Source organism: Metabacillus sp. SLBN-84 (assembly GCF_053629595.1).
Genome location: NZ_JBRJIP010000001.1, coordinates 2,709,979 through 2,731,042, shown reverse-complemented (window position 1 = coordinate 2,731,042; position 21,064 = coordinate 2,709,979). Strand labels below are relative to the sequence as shown.

Below are 21,064 nucleotides of genomic sequence, written 5' to 3'. Positions count from 1 at the left end.
AGGACGAATGATTTCTAGCATTATCCATCAAAACTAACTTTTTCATTGAATTGTTTCTTGACAAAAAATTTACCCCCATTTTTGTGTAACAAGTATTACACAAGTGTTACAATAGGATTGTAATTAGATGAATGAACCCACAATCGGATGAATCCGATTTTGAAAGGAGATAAACTGCGTTGACTGAGCAAGGCAATAGTCAGGCGGATTTGCGGAAATTAAAGAAAAAACGCTTAATCCGCATCAACGTTTTCTTTTTCTTTGTGTTTTTGCTGTTTGTAGCACTTATTATCCGGCTTGGTGTTGTGCAGATTGTCCAGGGAGAGGAGTTTTCCAAGGAAGTCAGCCGCACAGAGTCCAACTATGCCAGTTTTCCTGCTCCGCGGGGCAAGATGTATGACAGGAACGGAAATGTCCTTGTTGAAAACATCGGTGTAGACGCGATTACGTATACGGTTGAAAAAACAACCAAAGCAAAAGACAAGCTCGAAACTGCTGCGAAACTGGCTTCATTAATTGACGTTCCATCCGATTTTCTGAAGGAACGGGATTTGAAGGACTACTGGGTGGCAGCGAATCCTGAAGAGGCAGCAGACCTCTTAACAGAAAAGGAAAAATCGAAAAAAGGCAGTGAAACCTATAAACTTCAGATCGACCGGGTACCCGTAAAAGAACTGGATGCATTAAAAGCAAATCCTTCAGAACTTGAAATAGCGGCTCTTTATACCCGTTTTTCATCCGGCTATGCCTATGAGCCCCAAATTGTAACAGCTACAGGCCTGACAAAAGATGAAGAGCTGACAAAGGACGAGCTGACACGCGTGGCTGAAAATCTTGAAGATCTGCCGGGTGTGGATATCATCACGGACTGGAAACGTTCCTATCCTAACGGCGACCTTCTGACAGGGGTTTTCGGCAGTGTTACAACTCCTAAACAGGGAATTCTCGAAGCAAGAAAATCATATTACACAGCCCGCGGATATGCACGCAACGAACGGGTTGGACGAAGCAACCTTGAGTATCAGTACGAGGACTATCTGAATCCGAGAAAATCAAAAGTGCAATATGTGACGGACACAAGCGGCAATGTCATTTCCGAATCGGTCATCGACGAGGGAAGACGCGGCTATGATCTAAAACTGTCCTTTGACCTTGATCTGCAGAAGCAGCTCGATCAAATTGTCGAAGAAGAACTGAAAGTTGCCCGCGGAAAATCCGGAAATTACCTCGTGGACAGAGCCTTTGCGGTCATGATGGACCCTCATACAGGCGACGTGCTTGCCATGTCGGGTAAGAAGTACAGTTTTGAAGAGGGGAAAATAAACGATTATATTGTAGGGAACTTTACAACTCAGTATGAAATAGGCTCTACTATTAAAGGGGCAACTGTTTTGGCTGGATATCAACATGGAATACCAAGGGGCACTGTCTACGTTGATACTCCGATGAAACTGAAAGGTGCTCCTGATAAAAAGTCAGTCAGAAATATGGGGCCTGTCTCTGACATAAGAGCTCTTCAAAAAAGTTCAAACGTTTATATGTTCAGAATCGCTCTTGAAATTGCAGGGGAGACATACATTCCAAATGGACCTCTTGATATTTCAGCAAGTGATTATCAGCGTCTGCGGAATTATTACAGCCAATTCGGACTTGGTGTGCCGACAGGAATTGATCTTCCTAATGAATCAATTGGTCTGCAAACAAGTGCGAGTGATCCGGGTAAGCTTGTCGATATGGCAATAGGCCAGTTTGATACGTATACTCCGCTTCAAATGGCTCAGTACGTATCCGTTATAGCTAATGGCGGTTACCGTGTTGAACCGCGGATTGTAACAAGTATCCATTCACCGAATGAAGAAAAACAGCTTGGACCGATTGTAACTGAACATGAACCAACTATTCTAAATCGAATAAATAACTCACCGGAAGACATAAGACAAGTGCAACGGGGATTTGAAGCCGTTACAAAAACTGAAGGTACCGCAGCAGGAGTCTTTGGTGAATACGATGTAGCAGGGAAAACTGGAACATCCCAAACAAGCTATTATGGTGAGCTGAGCAAGAAAGCATATTGGGGTACTGATACAAATAATTTAGCTTTCGTAGGGTATTACCCTGCATCAAAGCCTGAAGTAGCTATCAGTGTATTGGTTCCTTATACTGGGCTGCGGGCAGGGCATCCTGTAAACAAAAATATCGCCAAGCGCGCAATCGAAGCCTATGCAAACCTTGATTCGAAACCGCAGAATCAGGATGCAGACAGTTCGGCTGATGCCTCTTCACAGGAAGAAGCCGGGCAGGAATAACAGGCAGACTTCAGCTTTCCTTCACAGGAAGGCTTTTTCTTTGCCTTTTTTTCTGAAATCAGAGTAGCCCATTATATAGTAGGAAAAAATAGGTTAAATCTAAGAAAAGAGGGATCACATGGGATTTTACTCTCCTGAAAACATTCAGCTTATGAAAAGGTTTCCTGATCTTGCGCCTGAGCTTTATCAGTCATATATTGCATTCAGCAAAGCGGTATTGAGTGACGGACATTTAACAAAAAAGGACAAGGAAATCATAGCTGTGGCTGTTTCTCATGCAACGGAATGTCCTTACTGCATTGATTTTCATACAAAAAAAGCAAAGAAAGAAGGGGCAAGTGCGGAGGAATTATTTGAAGCAGTTATGGTCTCGGCTGCAGTCGAAGCAGGCGGCGCCTATGCCCATAGAATGCAGATGCACAGGGTATACGACGGAAATGCTGCAGATGCATTTTATAAAAGCTCTGATCTTGCTGATTTAAAAACAATGACCGATTTGACTCCGGAAATCGGAGCTTCGGCCCATGCTTTTTTTTCTAAGGCAATGGCTGCGGGCAAGCTTTCGGCCAAACAAAAGCAGCTGATTGCAGTGGCGGTGGCGCACACGTCAGAATGTCCCTATTGCATAGCCTCCCATACAGCAGGTGCCAAACAGGAAGGCTGCTCTAAGGAAGAACTGGCGGAAGCGGCAATAACAGCAGCGCTTTTAAGGTCAGGCGGCGTTGTCACACATGCGGTGAATATGCTGAAATCCTTTGAGGGTGAAAACGAAAACTCTACACATAATTGAAGCGGACCTGCCAAAACTAAGGTAAATAAAAGGAGGGAAGAACATGTCTAAAACAAACAAAAACGATGCTGATCAGAAGAACAAAAAAGGCTTTGACTCAAGCAAAACGGACTCTGAGTTCAGCAATGAACTGGGAAGCGCCGCTACAAACCGTGCTCATAAAGAAAAAGCAAAGAAAGAAAAAGCTTCAAAAAATGCTGGTGAATATAAAGGATAAAAGCAAGCCGGATCCCATACCGGCTTGCTTTTTTTATGACCGCCGTTTATCAATCATGATAACCTGCGCTTTCTTTTTCAGAAAAAATTAACTTTTTCAGGAAATCATAAAGGAATTTTGAAAGACAGAATCGAATTTTGTTAAGTAAAATCGAACGTTCTGCAGGCGAAGATCATCTGCTTCCTTGTTTCTTCATTTTTCTCCCTCAGTCTCCCGCATGACGATCATTTTGACTGCTGTTTCCCAAAAGCAGATAGCACGGTATTGTGTTGTGATTTACATATTAAGGGGGGCAATGCATGAAGCAGGAAACAGAAAGCGAATATCAGGTATTGCCGCAGGCAGAGCTGTTTGCAGTGATGAACGACAGCGGCAGGTTTCAGTTTATGTCTGCAAACAGCGAAGAGCACCTGGGCTTTAAAAGCAGTGAAATGATTGGCACCACATTGAAGGAATATGTTCATAAAGACGATCTTTTTTTAGTGGAGAGCTATTTTTACAATGAACATCATCTTCATCCGTGCACCTTTCGTTTCATGTTAAAGAATGAAACCTATATATGGCTGGAAGCTGATATTGATTTTATAAGAACAGCAGCTGCAGAGGAAAATCAGATTATTCTTAAGCTGAAAATTCCAAAACCAAGCCAGCATGGAGATCCGGCAAGGCGTGTGCAGCTGAATAATCCCTTTTTAAGTGAAGAATCACAGGAAATAAGTGTTCATGCGACAGAACTGCTGAAGAAACTGCCATGTCCCCTGTTTATATCCCAGAAGGGTCAGCTTTGCTATGTAAATCAGGCCCTTATTGATCTGCTTGGAGGGTCCTCAAAAGAAGATCTTCTTGGGAAAGATGTTCTTGATATCATCGATCATGATTATCATGACATTGTAAAAAACCGCATACAAAGAATGCAGCAGGGCTCCTATGTAGGCCTTATTGAACAAACGTGGAGAAGGCTTGACGGAACACCGGTTGAAGTGGAAATTAAAGCGGCCCCCGCCATTTATAAAAACAAGCCGGCGGAACTGGTCGTTCTGATTGATATTTCATCACGCAAGAAGTTCCAGAAAATCCTTCAGAAAAGCAGGGAACGGTATCAGCTCCTGATTCAGAATTCCATTGATACTATTGCCGTTATTCACAGAGACAAATGGGTTTTTATTAATGAGTCGGGAGTAAAGCTTTTTGAAGCTGGAGACTATCCTGATATGCTCGGCAAAAACGTCTTTGCCTTATTGGAACAGGAAGATCATGAACAGGTGAGGGAGAAACTCCGCAGTATTGTCGAAGAAAAGTCTGAAGTGGAAGTAACGAAGCAATCCTGGCATACATACAACGGCAGCACAATTTATACGGAAATGGTCTGCATTCCAACCACCTATTTTGGCGAACGGGCCGTTCAGGTCATTTTGAGGGATATTTCTGACCGGAAAAAGGCAGAGGAACTGATGCTTCGCTCTGAAAAACTTTCCGTTGCTGGACAGCTGGCAGCCGGCATTGCCCATGAAATCCGCAATCCGCTGACGGCCATCAAGGGGTTTTTGCAGCTTATGCATTCTGCAAACCGTCACGATCAAGGGTACTACGAAATTGTCTTTTCTGAGCTGAACCGAATTGAACTGATCCTGAGCGAACTGCTGATGCTCGCAAAACCTCAGGAAAGGGTCCTGAAAAAAACGGACTTAACAGCTCTGGTAAGTGATGTTGCAACGCTTCTTGAAACGCAGGCGATTATGAATAATGTCATCATCCAAACCGTTCCCCAGGAAGAAAAACTGTTTATCCACTGTGATCAGAACCAGCTGAAACAGGTATTTATTAATCTGATTAAAAATGCGATTGATTCCATGCCTAAAGGAGGAGCCATTCAGCTTCGTTTCGAAAAAGCGGGAGGTTTTATTTTTGTGCATGTGAAAGATGAAGGGGAGGGAATACCTAAAGAAGCCCTGAAAAAAATCGGCGAACCATTCTACACGACGAAAGAAAAGGGAACAGGCCTTGGCTTGATGATCACTTATAAAATCATTGAAAATCATAAAGGCAGCATGAGCATTGAGAGCGAGCCTGGAATGGGCACGGTTTTTTCACTGAAGCTGCCGGAAGCTTGAAAGGCAAAAAGCCAGCGAATCATATAGCGTCCGCTGGCCAATCTTATCGGCTTTTTATATAGTGTTCAAACCGGTCCATCGCCTCTTTTAGCTGTTCAAAGCTGCAGGCATAAGAGATCCGGATGTATCCTTCCCCCAAAGCAGAAAATGCACTCCCGGGCACTACAGCCACCCCCCCATCCTTTGCAAGAGAATAGGCAAAATCAAAAGACGAGGCATTGAAATGCTTGATGCTAGGAAAAATGTAAAAGGATCCGTCCGGCTTTTCAGTCGGGAGCCCCATCTCCGTCAATCTCCTGTACACATAGTTCATTCTTTTTGAATATTCCCCGTTCATAGGTGCTGCATCGTTTTTGCCTGCAGTAAGGGCCTCCAGAGCAGCCTTTTGCGAGATGGAGGATGCACAGGATATGTTATACTGATGCACCTTCAGCAGATGCTTGCTGATGGAAGCCGGTGCGAACACAAACCCGATTCGAAAGCCGGTCATGCTGTGTGATTTTGAAAGCCCGTTTATGACGATTGTCTGATCACGCAGGAACGATGCGATCGAACGGTGTTTTCCATCAAAAACAAGTTCACTGTATATTTCATCTGACAAAATGAAAAGATCTTTGCCTTTAAGCAGTTCGGCAATTTTCATTAGCTCTTCCTCATCAAGTGTAACGCCTGTAGGATTGGATGGATACGGCAGGACGACACACCGCGTTTTTTCTGTCAGATGCCTGCTGATCAGTTCTGCCGTTAATTTAAACCCGTGTCCGGTTGTATCAGCGTGCACCGCTTTGGCTCCGCACAGTGAGATGATTGGCTCATAGCCTGGATAGACCGGTCCAGGCAGGATGACTTCGCTTCCCGGAGAAAGGATGGTCCTGAATGCAATATCAATGGCCTGACTGGCTCCGGCGGTTACAATCACTTCATCTTTTCCTTGATAGGAAAGTCCATACTTTTCTTTTACAAAAGCAGCGGCAGCTTCTGTGAGTTCTGGATAGCCCGCATTGTGGGTATACGTTGTAAAATCGCTCTCAATCGCCTCAATGGCGGCTTTTTTTACATGAGCTGGAGTTAAAAAATCCGGCTGGCCGATTGTGAGTGATATGGTATCCTCAAATTCTGAGACCATATTGAAAAACTGGCGGATGCCAGAAATCTGAATGTTTTTAACCTGCTGATTAATAAGGTGCTCCATCATGTTCATCCTTTTTCTAAGTAATCAAATAACGTGTTATTCTACCATCATACACAATTATTCAGACTAATTCACCCATTCTGCGCGTGTTTAGCAACATATTAAGAAGGGTAAAGGTCAAAAATACATTTACCTACAAAGAAAGATGTGACAGAATGATACGTACATTAGCCGTTCAATCCAGCGGGGAGGTTGTTTATGACCTGCCCCTTAAAGAACTGAGAAAACCCGAAATTAAATGGTATTGGGTCGATTTTCAGGATCCTACTGCAGAGGAAACGAAACTGCTGAGCAAATTTTTCCGCTTTCATCCTTTAGCTATTGAAGACTGTGTGGAGTTTGTTCAGAGACCGAAAATTGATACTTATGATACCTATCTGTTTGTTGTCATGCATGCCATCCAGCAAAAAACACTTGATGCCGAAGAGCTTGATCTCTTTATTGCGAGAAATTACGCTGTTACTTTCCATAAAAAGCCGATCAGGGATTTGAATAATATCTGGTTTAAGCTGAAAAAGGACGAAGGTCTGAAGGAAGGGGGGCCTTCCCTTTTGATGCACCAGCTGATGGATCAGCTGGTAGATGAATATTTCCCTCCTGTCTATAAGCTTGAGGATTTGCTGAATGAAATCGAGGAAAATACAAAGGATCTGACTATCAGCGAATTGATGGAAGGTGTTTTTGATATCCGCACAGATTTGTATAAGCTGAGAAGAACAATTATTCCAATGCGGGACCTGCTGTACAGGATGATAAGTTCCAGCAGTCTGAAAGCCTATATCAGAGATGAGATCTATTTTCAGGATATATACGATCACCTGCTGAAGCTTGTTGAAATGATTGATGCGAACAGAGAGCTGAGCGCAGATATCAGGGACAGCTATCTTTCCATCAGTTCAGACAGAATGAACAGAGTCATGATGACATTGACGGTCATCTCGTCCATCTTCCTTCCGCTCACATTTATTGCTGGGCTTTACGGGATGAACTTCCAGTACATGCCGGAGCTTGCCGGCAAATACAATTACTTTATTGTTGTGGGCATTATGGTGCTGATTGCAGCGGGAATGATTTACTTTTTCGCGAAAATGGGCTGGTTCAGGTATCATAAAGGAACAAAGCTATAACGCAAATACACGCTGCCTTCGGGCAGTTTTTTTACGTTTAATTAAAAGAATGAAGAGGAAAATGATAGTATAATAAAGGAAAAGACTGAGGCGGTGGAAGGTTTGAAAAGAATTGCTGTTATTGGCCAATCGGGAGAGATCCCTGCAGAAGTGCGGGCAATAAGTGAAGAAGTGGGAGCTGAAATTGCCAAGCGAAATGCCGTCCTGCTGACAGGCGGCGGAAGCGGAGTGATGGAGGCTGCGTCCAAAGGGGCAAAAGAAGCGGGAGGTCTTGTCATCGGGATTCTGGCAGGAGATGAGACACATGTTGCCAACGATTACCTGGATGTTCCGATTACGACGGGCTTATCCTTTGATTACAGAAGTCTCGTGCTGGTTCATTCCTCAGATGCGATAATTATGATCAGGGGAGGAAATGGAACATTGGGAGAGCTGTCTGCTGCCTATATGAATAAAAAGCCTGCCGTTGTTATTGAAACATCTGGAGGGTGGGCGGCGAAACTGAAGGAAGCCGCATTTGAAGGAGCCTATCTTGACGAGCGCCGGACCGTGGAAATTCACTACGCGGACTCAGCAAAAATGGCAGTAGACAGAGCGTTCTTAAGAATCGAACATCCGCTTGATGAAATGAAAAATACAGGGATTATCGGAGATTAATAAAAATAAAAGCGGACGTGCTGTTTGGCCGTCCGCTTTTCGTGTGATTTCTTTACTATGCTTAGGAGTTAAGAAGTCATTTCGTTCATTGCGCTCTGCACATTGTCTAGCTCCAGCGCCTAACTCCTCGGCCAGAACGGCTCCGCCAAAAAAAGCAAAATCGGCTTTTTCCGGCGGAGCCTTTTCTGTCCTTCGGAGCTAAGCAAGGCGCTTCCGCTTTTCTGGGCTACCTGCAAGAAAACGAAGCAATCCGCTGCGTGTCTATTCCGAAATAGTCCCATCTGAATTGGCGCGGTCTCCATCTGTACCCTGCGACGGATGTTCTGCCGACAAATGTCGGGTAAAACCAAAAGCTGTTTCCATTGTTAAGCCAAACGTACGTAAACCGGAAAAGACATCCGCTGATGGCTCCCGGGTCTACTGCAAATAGTGATGGACTTTGCTGTGGGATCTGACTTGGAGGCGGTCCTGTCGGTGCCTGCGTTCCTCCTCCTCCAAACCCTGGCGGCGGACCAGGCGGCATACCTCCTCCAGGACCAAAGCCTGCTCCCGGAAAACCTGGAAATCCCTGACGATCGTATGGATTGTACATATAAACATTCCTCTCCTCATTAGCCTACAACACACAGTATGCATCAACGAGGAAGGGAGTGAATGGAATACCGGACTGCGTGCAGCAACACGCAAAAAGGAACACTTCTTTGAGTGTTCCTTTTTGCGTACGGGACATTAATAGCCGAAATCCCAATCCATCTGCTCCTGCCAGACGGCGAAATGAAAGGGAGGAAGAATCATTGTTCTGCCGTTCACTTTACAGCTGCACGACTCTGAGCCGGCATTTTCTTTTAATTGCACATATATTTCTTCAGGAACATCCTCAAGAACAGTCATATCCTGATTTTCATGAAACAGCAATACGGTTCCCACCGAAAAAACACCTTCTTTTACTAGAGATCACTCAAAAAACACATTTAGAATTCTACCATGTTTTTGAATGAAATCTGCCGCTGAAAAGAAGATGTCATAAAATCGCCAAATCGAAATCGTTTACAGGAGGTTTAAAGGTATTTTTTCATTTTGTACTGAATGAAAAGCATGGGATCAATAGATACGTAGTGTTCAGTTAAAACGGAGTAGCCCCTTTTCAAGAAAAAGGGCCGGGCTGTAATTCCCGTATTGAGAGTGACCTTTTTGTGGCCCAAATCTCTTGCCGTCTTCTCGAGTGCCTCAAGAAGGGCAGATCCGGTTCCCGTCCTTTGATGGTCTTTATGAGCATATAAAAAATGAATGTCTCCGTTATGCGTCAGTGTGCCAAAACCTGTTATTTTTTTATTTATTACTGCAAGGAGTGTCGTGTTCACTGAAAGCAGGTCTCCCCAATTTTCATAATGATCCCGACTTTTTGGAGCCAGTGTATGGATATGATCAGGTGAATAGTCTCTGCCATTAATCTCATTGACTGTATCAATATATAAATTGATGACAGATTCAAGATCTTTTTGTTCAAATAATCTAATCTTCATCAGCACCACCAAATATGTTTAATTTTTCTGCACGCGCATCTTTAATTAAATCCGTTAACCAGGCAAGTTCTGCTTCTCCATGCAGGATTGATCCCCTAATTAAGTGAATAACAGCTCTCGGAAGCCTCTTATATAAATCAAGAATTCCTTCAAGCTCTGCCACTCTTTTTTTTGTCAGCTCCACTCTCTTTTCAAGAACTTCTGCCACTTCTTGAGGATTGCTGTGGAGAGTAAAAGCAACGCCCGTAAAAAGAGGGTGATACAGATTTGAGTCGCTCGACAGTTCGTCCAGAATCATTTTGTGAAAGAGCTTTTTCCCTGATTCGGTAATCGAATAAATCGTTTTATCAGGCCTGTTCGTATCTTTAATAATATCAACAATTTCAATATGCTCTTTCTTGTAAAGCTGTTCAACTGCATAATACAGGGAGCCTTTCTGCAGTTTCATAAAGTGGTCCATATGTCTTTGTTCCATAATCTGCTTCATTTCATAGGGATGGGCATTCTGTTCCATTAAGAGCCCAAGTATGACCAATTTCATTGACATACAGCATACCTCGCTTTACCGAAGCTGGTGTTTCTTTATCAGCTTACTTTGATTATATAGTCTAGTTTGACCATTTAGCAACGATTTTACATGAAGGTTCACTAATTCGATAAAAGGGAAAGGTATCGGTGGGAATGTAAATGAACCATCTATCTATTTTCTGTTCTATCCTGTAAAATAAAGTGTTTGAAAAAATAGTTCCTTTATGGAGGAATACGTGTGCTGCAAATGATTAAACCGCTATTGGTTAATATTACAATTCTATTTTCCCTAACCTATAATGCAAACCTGTTTTTTCCGTTTCATTCAACGCAAAAGCCGGCATTAAAACAGAAAATCATTTACGGGCTGATCAGCTCATTTGGCGCTCTTCTTTGCATGGCCTACCCGATTGAAACACTCGGGGACACGAACTTTGATTTGAGAATGGTTGTTGTAATGATTATTACCCTGTATTCCGGCTTTATATCAGGTGGAATTGTCCTTATTGTAACATGCTTTGCCAGATTTTTAATCGGCGGAGAGTTCTATCTGATCGGGATTGCTGTTACAGTCTTTGCCTATGTTATGGCACTGCTGTTCAGAAGGGCGTTTCTTCAGTCAAGCAATAAATACATGTCCGGAAGCATCATTTTTGCCGTTTATTTTGCTGTCTATATCCTGATCATTTACTCTAAGATGAATTTTCTGGGGCTTCCTTTTTACTTTGTCTATTTCCTGACCTTTTACTTTTCATGTATTTCGATGATTTATATTATTGAAAGCCTTATAAAAACAAATAAGCAGTTTGATGAAATGGTTTATATGGATAAACTTACGACAATTGGCCAAATGGCAGCCGCCATTGCCCATGAGATCCGCAATCCAATCACAACGGTCAGAGGATTTATCCAATATATACAGCAGAATACAGGTGATGAAAATCTGAAGAAGTTTTCACCTTTGATTTTGGAAGAACTGGACCGGACAAACAAAATTATTACAGATTATCTGCTGCTGTCAAAGCCCGGAAATCGAGAGATGACGAAGATTGATATTGATGATGTGCTTGTAGACAGCATAGAGCTGCTGAAACCGCTCGGGTATTATTCCAATGTCAGCCTGTCTTTCGAATCTGACGGGAGAAATGAAGTATATGGGGACATCCATCTCCTTAAGCAGTCTTTGATGAATGTGATTAAAAATGCAATTGAATCCATTGAAGACAGCGGAGAAGTAGAAATAACCAAAATAACGCATGATGCAGACGGCACCATCAGCATTGCCATCAGCGATAACGGAAAAGGAATGACTGAGGAAGTAAGAAAAAATCTCGGTTTGCCGTTCTATACCACAAAATCAAAAGGCACCGGTCTTGGATCGATGATCACAAACAGGCTGATTCGGGAAATGGGCGGCACAGTCGAATACCAAAGTGAGCTTGGAAAGGGCACCTGTGTAATCATTAGCCTTCAATTATTTCAGGAAATGAATCACTGACAGAAGAAGGAGAAACGTACGTTCGGAGAGAATGTATAACGGAAAAGGGGGAGACTGATGAAAACAATAGATGAAATGAATCAGCATTATTCTGACTTTACAAACTGGGTCATCTCATTGGAGTTTACAAGCGAAGAGCTATGGCATCATCCGATTGATCATGGAAAATGGTCCATAGCTGAAATAATTTCACATCTTATTTCATGGGACAGGTTTACCCTTGAGCAGAGACTGCAGAACATACATATGAACGCTGTTTTAGATCCATTCCCTGATATTGAGGCAGTCAACAGCAGGGCAGCGGAGTATGCGAAAAGCGGAATTGGGAAGAAGGCGCTTATTCAGGAGTTCACTCAATCTCGGTCTGCCGTTGTTGAAGGATTCCGGTCTTTTACAGGAAAAGAATTTGATTTTAAATTCAGCATCGGAGATCATCCGTTTACCATTGCAGGTTATATGGAAGAGTTCATTCATCATGACCTGCATCATAAAGCACAGATTGACGCATTTCTGAAAAAAATGGAGAAAAGCAGGACTTCATGATGTCTTTTCTCATGCAGGCACTCGCCGTTGCCGGTGCTATATTCTTGTTTACAGCCCTGTATATTGTGATAAGAATGATTAAGAAGCAGTAAAAAACCCAGTTCAACTTGAACTGGGTTTTTATATTGGACTCCCGGAGCTAACCGGGCGATTCTGCTTTTCTCATTGTCCAGCTCCATCGCCCAACTCCTCTGCCAGAACGGAACCGTCGGCAAAGGCAAAAAGCGCCTTTACCGCCGTTTCCTTATCTGACTCCCGGAGCTAACCGGGCGATTCCGCTTTTCTAGGTGTCCAGCTCCATCGCCCAACTCCTCTGTCAGAACGGAACCGTCGGCAAAGGCAAAAAGCGCCTTCACCGCCGTTTCCTTATCTGACTCCCGGAGCTAACCGGGCGATTCCGCTTTTCTAGGTGTCCAGCTCCATCGCCCAACCCTTCCGTCAGAACAAAATCCCCAAAAAAGTCAAAACCGGACTTTTCCGGGGATTTCTTTTCTGCCTGTCAGGGCTAAACGGGCGATTCCGCTTTTCTAGATACTATGTGTAATAAAATTCGCCAAAAACAGCGCCGCGATGATGTAGAGCGGCAGCGCCACTTCGTTTGTGCGTTTCATGGCAAGTTTTAAGATTGGATATGCAATGAATCCAAAGGCCATTCCGTCTACGATGCTGTAGGTAAGGGGAATGAGTGCAATGATCAAAAAGGCCGGAAAGCTTTCCGTAAAATCTTTCAGATCGATGTTTTGGATATTCTGAATCATCAGCCCGCCGATTAAAATTAAAATAGGGGCAATTGCACTGTCTGGAATCAATTTAAGATATGGCAGAAAGAACAGTGAACCTAAAAACAGGAATCCTGTTGTTATGGCAGTCAGTCCTGTGCGTCCGCCTGCCTGAATGCCTGCAGCTGTTTCGACCGTGCTTACTGTTGGACTTGTTCCGAATAAACCCGCTGTAATGGCAGAAATGGCGTTTGCCCTGAGCGAACTGCTGTACCTGTCTTGTCTGCTTATCATATTGACGTGTCCATGAACAAGGCCGATGTTCTCAAACACAATGACCATCGTGAGTGAGAAAGTGGCCGTCCAGAATGCAAGATCTGCTGCCTGATTAAATGACATGGCGCCAAAAACCTGAGTATACGAAGCTGCCGAAAAGGAGGACCCGCTGCTTTCAGAGCTGTCAATCAAGCCGAATCCTGCAGCGATTGCTGAACCGGCAAGTATGCTGATCAGGAAATTGCCCGGAATGTTTCTGGCAAAGAGCACAATCGTGATCACTAATGTAATCAGCGTAACGAAGACATGGGGGTCTGTAAAATCACCCAGTTTGACAAAAGTCGTCTCGCTTCCGGTGACAATACCGCCTTTTTGCAGACCGATAAACGTGAGGAATATTCCAATTCCAACCGTAATCGCTTCTTTCAGCGAATCAGGTATGGAAGCGCTGATGATGCCAGAGAGCTTCGTGAATGCAACAAGTGCAAAAAGAAGTCCTGAGACAAAAACGACCGCAAGACCTTCCTGCCAGGAGAGTCCCATTGAACCGCAGATTGTGTAGGTGAATAACGCATTCACCCCCATCCCTGGAACTAGAATAATCGGTGTTTTTCCAATAAAGCCCATCAGTACGCAGCCAATGAAAGATGTAAGAATGGTCGCGATAATGCCTGCTTCAATCGGAATGCCGGCGTCAGCCAGGATCGCACCGTTTACGGCTACGATGTAGACAATCGTAAAAAAGGAAATCATTCCTGCGAGCAGCTCTTTTCTGACTGTCGTGTCATGTTGCTCAAGCTGAAAGTACTTATGCAATTTTTAACCCTTCCTTAAAAAGTAACCCTCGACCCAACCCGTTCAACCGGCATCAGCCGATTCACATATAGCATTATACCAAGAGGGAAGACTTTGTGCATTATCTTTATTTGTCATTTTCTGTGAGAGGCTTTACTATCATGACTCTTATTAAACATACAGGAGCTCGTTCACGTTAATTTTTTGTAAACGGGCAGGTGGCGGCTCTCTGTTTAAAGAAGTTAACCATACAAAAAGAAAACGGAGGATGCTAAATGGCACAATTAGAAAAGCCTGACACGTTGACTCTTCAAAAGGAGAGGGCATGGAGACTGTACCTGTCGCTCCCCATTCTGTCATGGGCGCTGTATGATTTTGCGAACACTATCTTTTCATCAAATATTACTACCATTTTCTTTCCTTTTTATCTGCAGGAAGTAATTGGCGCAAACGAAAGACTGGATCAGATTGCAAGTTCATTCATATCCTATGCCAATGCAGCAGCAAGCTTCCTGCTCGTTCTGTTTTCTCCGCTGTTTGGCGTATTAATTGACAGATCGGGGAAAAAGAAAGCATATATTATTCCTTTTACCTTAATAACCGTGCTGTGCACCATACTTATGGGCGTTTTTGGAATGACAGAGTTTTCTTATACGCTGTTTGGACTCCCCGCCGGTTTAGTGTACGTTATTTTGCTCTTTATCATGGCGAAATTCTTTTACCATTCAAGCCTGATCTTTTATGATACGATGATTTCTGATTTAGGCACTGGAAAGCAGATTCCTCTAATATCAGGATTCGGTGTTGCCGTAGGATATGTCGGAACCCTTGTCGGCCTCAGTGTTTATCTGCTTATTGGAGATTCAGGCTTTCATAGGGCATTTATTCCGACAGCCCTTCTTTTTCTGGTCTTTTCACTTCCGCTTTTTTTCTTTGTAAAAGATAAGCCTTTTGCGGGTAAAGCGGAAAAGACGGGATTTTTGGATGGCTACAGAGAAATTATCCGGACCTTTAAGGAAGTAAGAACGTATAAAGCCGTTTTTTTATTCATGATTGCCTATTTCTTTTTAAACGATGCCATCGCCACAGCGGTAGCGATGATGGCTGTTTATTCAAAGGCTATTGTTGGATTTTCTTCAGGTGAATTTATTTTGCTGTACCTTGTCTCAACGGTGGCAAGCATAGCAGGGTCTTTTCTTTTTGGATATATAACAAGGGCAGCAGGAACGAAAAAAAGCATCATGTATGTTGGAATCATCCTGGTCATAGCGCTGGCATTTGCTGCATTTGCTGTTAATGCAGCCATGTTCTGGGTTGCTGGAAGTTTATTCGGAGTTTCTCTTGGGGCTATGTGGGTCACGTCAAGGACATTTATTGTAGAATTGACGCCGGAAAACAAGAGGGGACAGTTCTTTGGGCTTTTTGCCTTTTCCGGCAAGGTGTCATCCATTGCCGGGCCGCTTCTATACGGAACTATTACACTTGTTCTTGCAGATTACGGTGATCTTGCAAGCAGGATTGCCATTGGCTCTCTGATGATACTTGCAGGCATCGGGCTTGCTGTCCATATGTTTGTTCCTGACAATGAAGCGTAAGCCTGAGATTTCCTCAGGCTTTTTTTCATTGTCCGGTTGAGAAAGATCGAATTGTTCCGATATATAAGGTATGTGTAACTATAGAGAGGAAGAAAACGATGCAGCAGACAGAGATATTATTGGAAAGCGGCACAAATGAGCTTGAAATCGTTGAATTTACTGTAGCAGGTCTGAAATTCGGGATTAATGTCATTAAAGTGAAAGAAATCATCCAGCTTCAGACTATGACAAAAGTGCCTCATGCCCATCCGAATGTTGAAGGCATTACCGAGCTGAGAGGGGAAGTTTTACCTGTAGTGGATACAGCAAAAGCACTTGGCCTGGGGGAGAATCCGAATTCTTCTGCAGACAAGCTGATTGTGACGGAATTTAATAAACAAAAGGTCATCTTTCATGTGCATGGCGTCACTCAAATTCACCGGATTTCATGGAGCCTGATTGAAAAACCGTCCCGGCTGTACCAGGGTCTCGAAAGTCAGATTACAGGAGTCGTGAAATGGAACGGCGAGATGATTCTTCTGCCTGACTTTGAAAAACTGATTGTTGAGATTAATCCGGAATCAGGCATTCACTTAAATCAAATAAAAAAGCTCGGCAAGCGCGAGCGGTCAGATAAGAAAATAGTCATCGCAGAGGATTCGCCATTACTCAGAGGGCTTTTGCATGATACGCTGCAGGAAGCGGGATTTGTAAATCTGGAATTTTTTGAAAATGGCAAAGACGCACTGGAGTACCTTCAAACGCTGTGCAGCAATGGCGGTGCATTAAAAGATGAAGTGCAGCTGGTGATTACAGACATCGAAATGCCGCAAATGGACGGCCACCATCTGACGAAGCGCATCAAGGAGCATACGACACTTGCGGTTTTACCTGTTCTCATTTTTTCATCGCTCATAACGGAGGATCTTAAACATAAAGGAAGAAAAGTCGGGGCAGACGGGCAGGTAAGCAAACCTGAAATTGCTGAGCTCGTTTCCATGATTGATCAATATATCCTTTAGATTGCAGTATAAATGAGAAAGAGCCATTTCCGTATGATGAAATGGCTCTTTCTTATTTCTCTTCAATAGCTCTCGCCCAAGCGTTTAAATACAGGTTTTTTGTATGTAGGTGCAGGTTTATTGGTAGAAGGGCGGTTTGAAACCGACTCCTTTACGCCGACATACTGCTGAAGCAGTGCTTTTGCTTTTGCCAGGGATAAATGTATTTTTGGATTTCGGTACGACTGATTCAGTGAACCGAGATGTGGGAGATTTTCGAAGTCATCTTTAGTGGGAGGCATATGAAAATAATATTCTCCGGCAGATATAAGAACGTCTGACTGCTGCTTGCTGTTTTTAGGATTATTGGAAAAGTGCAGTCCTTCTTTTTTTGCTTTTCCTTCGGTTAATAGTTTTTGAAGTGCCCGTTTTTTCAGCATATATAAAAATTTCGGGTCTGGCGCCGTCTTAGCATGGCGGTTTACGATATAGATTGCTTTTGCTACATTATCTGTCGTTGGTTTAAGCGGCTGATTTCGCTGATCGTCCATTTTCTCTCTCCTTTGCACATTTATTCGCTTATTCTAAATTATACGTTTCCAGGTGTAAAATGCAAACTTAATCTAAAATCAATCACCCGTTTTCCCGGTTTTCGTTCATCAGCTGACGTTCTGAAAACGAATCCATGATCTTCAGGAAATAATCCGCATAAACAGGATCCCATTGCGTGCCCCGGCCCTCTTTAATAATGGAGAGCGCAGTCTCAGACGGCATCCCCCGTCTGTAAGGCCGGTCAGAGGTCATCGCATCATAGGCATCAGCAACGGCCATAATCCTTCCGAAAAGAGGAATGTCATTTCCGGCAAGACCTTCAGGGTACCCGTGACCGTCAAATCGCTCATGATGATATTTGACGCCTGGTATGAGCGGCCGCAGCATTTCAGCAGGCTGAACACTCAGGAGGATTCCGGCGCCTATGACCGGATGTTTTTTTATTTCTTCATACTCATCCATTGTCAGGCGTCCTTCTTTCATGAGAATGCTGTCTTTAATGCCGATTTTGCCTATATCATGAAGAAGCGCTGATTTCCTCAAATCATCAAGTGTTTCTTCGCATAACCCTGCTTCCCTGCCGATCATAACGGAATATTCCGCTACTCTGATGGAGTGGCCCGCGGTATAAGGATCTCTTGCATCAAGAGCTGAAGCAAGTGTTGTATACAAACTTTCCAGTAGCTGATTATTGATTTGATCACGCTCTTTGAGCCCGCGTATCATTTTATTAAAGCCTGCGATAACCGTTGCAAACTCATCCGAATAAACCTCATTCCGGTAATGGAATTGCCCCTGTTCAACCTCAGCCATGCCCTCCTGAAGCTTCTCAATAGGTTCAGAAATGTTTTTGAATAGCAAAAAAGAACCAAACACTGCAAACAGCACAGACATGATTACAATCAGCAAGGACCAGCTCCAGTATTCAGGCAATCCCGGGGACACATTCTCCTTAAAACGCAGTTGTGAAGCAAGAGCAAATAACAGCAGGGGATATACACCAATGTAAATGGCGCTGAACATTACTTTGGATTTTAAAGAGATGGGGATTTCCCGATCTGGTACAAGATCCTTCCCATAGAGCATAAGACCTTTATTGCGGAGGGTAATAAGCATAGGCTTCACCGCTTTGGAGCATAAAAAGAATTCAATGACGCTGTGCATGCCCGCAACTAAAAAAGTGACTGCAAAAGCAGGAAGAATGTACGATAGCGGGATATTCAGCAAGTTATTGTTGATAAGGTAGATTCCAAACATACAAGCCGGAACAGAAAACCCAAAAAGATGCGGACCCAAAATTCTGTATACACTTAAAAGGGGTAGACGATGAGTCTGTCTGAAAGCAGCATCCAGTGTATCTAAAGAGGTATCACTCTCTTTGAAAACGTTTTTGATCGGTGCGATGTGTCTCCGGAACAGTGCCCATTCACATAGGCTCATGCAGATAATCGAACACAAGAGCAGCAGCATAAGCAGCATGACTTCAGATGGAGTGACTGTTAATGTAGTAAAAATAAGAACGGAACCCACGCCAAATACAGCTAATAAAGAAGCAGTAAAATTATGAATGATCAGCTTTGTTATAAACTCTTTATATATTGTCAATTCAGGACCCAACTTTCAGTCAATACTTCTTTAGTAATATCGGCTGTTTTTTCTGAATCTTTACCGGGACACTGAAAACTTGAAAAAAAAGACAGCAGATGAAGTCTGCTGCCGTGAAAACGTCTTACGAAATATGGATCTGTTCTTTTCCTGTCCGCTGTGCAAGTTTTTTCTGGGAATATTCAAGTTCTTTGCTTAGCTTTGGCAAAGTAAGGGCATAGAAAAGGAAAACGAAAAGAATCACAGTGGCCATTCCATAGTAGAGATATTCAATATTGCTGATGAATTTCGGAAAGACTACGGCAATAATGCCAAGGGTCAGGGACTGTGCAAACATCATCAATGGGTCTGTCCATCCGCTTACTCTGCCCATCAGTTTTGGATGCACGATTTTAGGCATCCAGCCCCCAATGGCAACATTAATCGGTCCAATGCATGTCCCAATAATGAACACAGTGGCAAGAAAAATGCCAAGATGATCGGTCAGACCGAGCATGAAAATCAGAATGCCGCTTACGAAAATCGGATAAATCATCATTTGATGCGGCTTGAATTTCGAAGACATAAGTGTACCGATGAGGCTTCCCGCCAGAAGGCCGGCTCCAAGAGAAATCGCGAAAAATGACGCATACTTTTCGTAATTGTCAGGCGACAGCTCGTACTTCATAGTAAAAATCGGAAGGATGGAAAATGCGCCATTTACAAACCCGAAAACAAAGAAACCGAACACGAGCGAAGCAAGCAGTTTGTTTTTTACAATATACAGAATGCCGTCTTTAAAATCACGGTAAGTGGAAGAAATACTGAAATCTTTCCATTTCGCTTTTCCATTCGGAAGCCTTGCCTCCATGGGAATTTTGCATCGCCGGATGAGTATTGCAGAGATGACAAAGCTGATAAAATCGAAAGCCACGGCGCCCTTCAGTCCGATTGTCTGATAGGCAATTGCACCGAGCCCAACCCCGAAAACCATAAAGATGCTGAAGAGAATCTGGTTCAACCCTGCAGCCTGCGCATACTGCTCTTTACTTAAAATTCCCTGCACGAGGCTCGCTTCGGCAGGATAGAAGAATTTTGTCACTGCACTTCTTAAAAAGAGCAGGAAGAAGATAAGCGGGATGGAATTCAAAAATAAGGAACCAAACAGAAGCACAGTCAGAAATGCTCTGATCCAGTCACAGTTTTCAGCTACTTTTTTTCTGTCAAAACGGTCTGCAACCACCCCGACCAGAAAGAAAACAAACAATGTTGGAAGTGAATACATCAGTTCTGCCAGTGTCGCATAGGACGGCTGGTGGCTGAAACGGTCCAATAAATAAAAGGCAAAGGCCATATTTCCGATTGTAGTGCCCATTTGCGAAGCGAGTGCGGCAAAAAAGAGCTTCACAAAATTTCTGTTTTCAAAGATTTTCATTATGCTGCTCCTTATTTTGCAGGATAGTAGTCACAGTAGTTATTATAATAGAAACATGTTCATTTTAACATAAAGGTTTTGTAAAAATTTTACTGGCGGATGGAGACCCTTGTTCCGTTCGGGACAATGGACCCGAGTTCAAGGACATCTTTGTTCTGCATGCGTATGCATCCTTTTGAAACAGCCTTTCCAATTGAGCTTGGATCGTTCGTTCCGTGTATGCCGTAATGAATTTTTGATAGGCTGAGCCAAAGCACTCCAAACGGACCTCCCGGATTAGGCTGGCGGTTGACAATGACAAATTCTCCAATAGGGGTTCTTGAAAGAATTTTGCCGACAGCTATCGGATAGACTTTCATCACTTGTCCTCTATTCAGCAGAGTCAGCTGTCTGCGGCCAATCGATATCATGATGCTGTAAGGAATGGAGGAAGGCTCAGGCAGCCCGGGAATAATCAGAGGCTGTCCGGCGGTTAATTTATTTGGATCTGAAAGCTGATTGGCAGTAACGAGAACTGCCGGGCTGATGCGGAAGTCCTGGGCTATAGAGGTGAGAGTCTCACCGGGTTTTACAAGATAGATCATCTGTTTTCACCGCTTTATTTGTGATGAATACTTCGTTTTACATGATTAGGCT

Annotated in this window: 20 protein-coding genes; 10 read left to right on the top strand and 10 right to left on the bottom strand. The window is 43.4% G+C overall.

Features of this window, described 5'->3' with window-relative positions; all coding sequences use genetic code 11:
* The first annotated feature begins 179 nt into the window (after positions 1–179).
* From RKD52_RS13945 to RKD52_RS13930, 4 genes are all read left to right on the top strand, one after another.
* Positions 180–2,306: a peptidoglycan D,D-transpeptidase FtsI family protein gene (locus tag RKD52_RS13945; protein WP_454100152.1), complete on the top strand. Its 2,127-nt coding sequence runs from the start codon at positions 180–182 to the stop codon at positions 2,304–2,306.
* A gap of 118 nt (positions 2,307–2,424) precedes the next feature.
* Entirely contained in the window at positions 2,425–3,096 is a 672-nt protein-coding gene (locus tag RKD52_RS13940) for a carboxymuconolactone decarboxylase family protein (RefSeq protein ID WP_454100151.1), read from the top strand.
* Positions 3,097–3,139: 43 nt separating this feature from the next.
* Positions 3,140–3,313 carry a hypothetical protein gene (locus tag RKD52_RS13935; RefSeq protein WP_369732813.1) on the top strand — a complete coding sequence of 58 codons (174 nt, stop codon included), beginning with the start codon at positions 3,140–3,142 and terminating at the stop codon, positions 3,311–3,313.
* A gap of 299 nt (positions 3,314–3,612) precedes the next feature.
* Complete coding sequence (locus RKD52_RS13930; protein ID WP_454100150.1) at positions 3,613–5,424, top strand: PAS domain S-box protein; 1,812 nt, start codon at positions 3,613–3,615, stop codon at positions 5,422–5,424.
* A gap of 43 nt (positions 5,425–5,467) precedes the next feature.
* Here the strand turns inward: RKD52_RS13930 and RKD52_RS13925 are convergent, their stop codons facing one another.
* Positions 5,468–6,616, bottom strand: a complete 1,149-nt coding sequence (locus tag RKD52_RS13925; RefSeq protein WP_454101230.1) for an aminotransferase A — start codon at positions 6,614–6,616, stop codon at positions 5,468–5,470.
* A 155-nt stretch (positions 6,617–6,771) separates the two neighbouring features.
* Here RKD52_RS13925 and corA point away from each other — a divergent pair, with 155 nt between their 5' ends.
* Both corA and RKD52_RS13915 read left to right on the top strand, forming a co-directional pair.
* Positions 6,772–7,743, top strand: a complete 972-nt coding sequence (corA, locus tag RKD52_RS13920; protein ID WP_454100149.1) for a magnesium/cobalt transporter CorA — start codon at positions 6,772–6,774, stop codon at positions 7,741–7,743.
* A 102-nt stretch (positions 7,744–7,845) separates the two neighbouring features.
* The gene (locus tag RKD52_RS13915; protein ID WP_454100148.1) at positions 7,846–8,400 is read left to right on the top strand and encodes a TIGR00725 family protein; all 555 of its coding nucleotides are present in this window, start codon (positions 7,846–7,848) and stop codon (positions 8,398–8,400) included.
* A gap of 226 nt (positions 8,401–8,626) precedes the next feature.
* On the opposite strand, the gene RKD52_RS13910 is transcribed toward RKD52_RS13915, so the two are convergent.
* The 4 genes from RKD52_RS13910 to RKD52_RS13895 form a co-directional block, all read right to left on the bottom strand.
* Positions 8,627–8,923, bottom strand: coding sequence for a transporter (locus tag RKD52_RS13910; RefSeq protein WP_369733075.1), 297 nt, complete (start codon positions 8,921–8,923; stop codon positions 8,627–8,629).
* Between the two features lie 206 nt (positions 8,924–9,129).
* Positions 9,130–9,327, bottom strand: a complete 198-nt coding sequence (locus RKD52_RS13905; RefSeq protein WP_426864468.1) for a hypothetical protein — start codon at positions 9,325–9,327, stop codon at positions 9,130–9,132.
* A 131-nt stretch (positions 9,328–9,458) separates the two neighbouring features.
* Complete coding sequence (locus RKD52_RS13900; protein WP_454100147.1) at positions 9,459–9,923, bottom strand: GNAT family N-acetyltransferase; 465 nt, start codon at positions 9,921–9,923, stop codon at positions 9,459–9,461.
* Positions 9,913–10,470 (bottom strand): PadR family transcriptional regulator, encoded by a 558-nt coding sequence (locus RKD52_RS13895; protein ID WP_369732820.1) that lies wholly within the window; start codon positions 10,468–10,470, stop codon positions 9,913–9,915. The genes RKD52_RS13900 and RKD52_RS13895 overlap by 11 nt, the downstream gene beginning before the upstream one ends.
* A 228-nt stretch (positions 10,471–10,698) precedes the next feature.
* Here RKD52_RS13895 and RKD52_RS13890 point away from each other — a divergent pair, with 228 nt between their 5' ends.
* Together RKD52_RS13890 and RKD52_RS13885 are read left to right on the top strand one after the other, a co-directional pair.
* Positions 10,699–11,949, top strand: a complete 1,251-nt coding sequence (locus RKD52_RS13890) for an ATP-binding protein (RefSeq protein ID WP_454101229.1) — start codon at positions 10,699–10,701, stop codon at positions 11,947–11,949.
* Between the two features lie 57 nt (positions 11,950–12,006).
* Positions 12,007–12,492, top strand: a complete 486-nt coding sequence (locus RKD52_RS13885) for a DinB family protein (RefSeq protein WP_454100146.1) — start codon at positions 12,007–12,009, stop codon at positions 12,490–12,492.
* A gap of 527 nt (positions 12,493–13,019) precedes the next feature.
* Here RKD52_RS13885 and RKD52_RS13880 read toward each other — a convergent pair.
* Complete coding sequence (locus RKD52_RS13880) at positions 13,020–14,303, bottom strand: NCS2 family permease (protein WP_454100145.1); 1,284 nt, start codon at positions 14,301–14,303, stop codon at positions 13,020–13,022.
* Between the two features lie 254 nt (positions 14,304–14,557).
* Between RKD52_RS13880 and RKD52_RS13875 the strand changes: the two genes are divergently transcribed.
* Both RKD52_RS13875 and RKD52_RS13870 read left to right on the top strand, forming a co-directional pair.
* Complete coding sequence (locus RKD52_RS13875) at positions 14,558–15,877, top strand: MFS transporter (protein WP_454100144.1); 1,320 nt, start codon at positions 14,558–14,560, stop codon at positions 15,875–15,877.
* Between the two features lie 98 nt (positions 15,878–15,975).
* Positions 15,976–16,878: a chemotaxis protein gene (locus RKD52_RS13870; protein ID WP_454100143.1), complete on the top strand. Its 903-nt coding sequence runs from the start codon at positions 15,976–15,978 to the stop codon at positions 16,876–16,878.
* Between the two features lie 62 nt (positions 16,879–16,940).
* On the opposite strand, the gene RKD52_RS13865 is transcribed toward RKD52_RS13870, so the two are convergent.
* From RKD52_RS13865 to RKD52_RS13850, 4 genes are all read right to left on the bottom strand, one after another.
* The gene (locus tag RKD52_RS13865; protein WP_369732825.1) at positions 16,941–17,408 is read right to left on the bottom strand and encodes a YkyB family protein; all 468 of its coding nucleotides are present in this window, start codon (positions 17,406–17,408) and stop codon (positions 16,941–16,943) included.
* 82 nt (positions 17,409–17,490) lie between these two features.
* Positions 17,491–19,014, bottom strand: a complete 1,524-nt coding sequence (locus RKD52_RS13860) for an HD domain-containing phosphohydrolase (RefSeq protein WP_454100142.1) — start codon at positions 19,012–19,014, stop codon at positions 17,491–17,493.
* A 124-nt stretch (positions 19,015–19,138) separates the two neighbouring features.
* Positions 19,139–20,428, bottom strand: coding sequence for an MFS transporter (locus RKD52_RS13855; protein WP_454100141.1), 1,290 nt, complete (start codon positions 20,426–20,428; stop codon positions 19,139–19,141).
* 89 nt (positions 20,429–20,517) lie between these two features.
* On the bottom strand, positions 20,518–21,012 hold the full coding sequence (locus RKD52_RS13850) for a L,D-transpeptidase family protein (RefSeq protein WP_454100140.1): 495 nt from the start codon (positions 21,010–21,012) through the stop codon (positions 20,518–20,520).
* Between the last annotated feature and the right edge of the window lie 52 nt (positions 21,013–21,064).

Excerpts from the sequence above, each read along its gene's own strand:
- RKD52_RS13940 (WP_454100151.1), top strand. The coding sequence starts at position 2,425 with ATGGGATTTTACTCTCCTGAAAACATTCAGCTTATGAAAAGGTTTCCT.
- RKD52_RS13935 (WP_369732813.1), top strand. The coding sequence starts at position 3,140 with ATGTCTAAAACAAACAAAAACGATGCTGATCAGAAGAACAAAAAAGGC.
- RKD52_RS13930 (WP_454100150.1), top strand. The coding sequence starts at position 3,613 with ATGAAGCAGGAAACAGAAAGCGAATATCAGGTATTGCCGCAGGCAGAG.
- RKD52_RS13925 (WP_454101230.1), bottom strand. The coding sequence starts at position 6,616 with ATGGAGCACCTTATTAATCAGCAGGTTAAAAACATTCAGATTTCTGGC.
- corA (WP_454100149.1), top strand. The coding sequence starts at position 6,772 with ATGATACGTACATTAGCCGTTCAATCCAGCGGGGAGGTTGTTTATGAC.
- RKD52_RS13910 (WP_369733075.1), bottom strand. The coding sequence starts at position 8,923 with ATGCCGCCTGGTCCGCCGCCAGGGTTTGGAGGAGGAGGAACGCAGGCA.
- RKD52_RS13900 (WP_454100147.1), bottom strand. The coding sequence starts at position 9,923 with ATGAAGATTAGATTATTTGAACAAAAAGATCTTGAATCTGTCATCAAT.
- RKD52_RS13895 (WP_369732820.1), bottom strand. The coding sequence starts at position 10,470 with ATGTCAATGAAATTGGTCATACTTGGGCTCTTAATGGAACAGAATGCC.
- RKD52_RS13890 (WP_454101229.1), top strand. The coding sequence starts at position 10,699 with ATGATTAAACCGCTATTGGTTAATATTACAATTCTATTTTCCCTAACC.
- RKD52_RS13885 (WP_454100146.1), top strand. The coding sequence starts at position 12,007 with ATGAAAACAATAGATGAAATGAATCAGCATTATTCTGACTTTACAAAC.
- RKD52_RS13875 (WP_454100144.1), top strand. The coding sequence starts at position 14,558 with ATGGCACAATTAGAAAAGCCTGACACGTTGACTCTTCAAAAGGAGAGG.
- RKD52_RS13870 (WP_454100143.1), top strand. The coding sequence starts at position 15,976 with ATGCAGCAGACAGAGATATTATTGGAAAGCGGCACAAATGAGCTTGAA.
- RKD52_RS13865 (WP_369732825.1), bottom strand. The coding sequence starts at position 17,408 with ATGGACGATCAGCGAAATCAGCCGCTTAAACCAACGACAGATAATGTA.
- RKD52_RS13855 (WP_454100141.1), bottom strand. The coding sequence starts at position 20,428 with ATGAAAATCTTTGAAAACAGAAATTTTGTGAAGCTCTTTTTTGCCGCA.
- RKD52_RS13850 (WP_454100140.1), bottom strand. The coding sequence starts at position 21,012 with ATGATCTATCTTGTAAAACCCGGTGAGACTCTCACCTCTATAGCCCAG.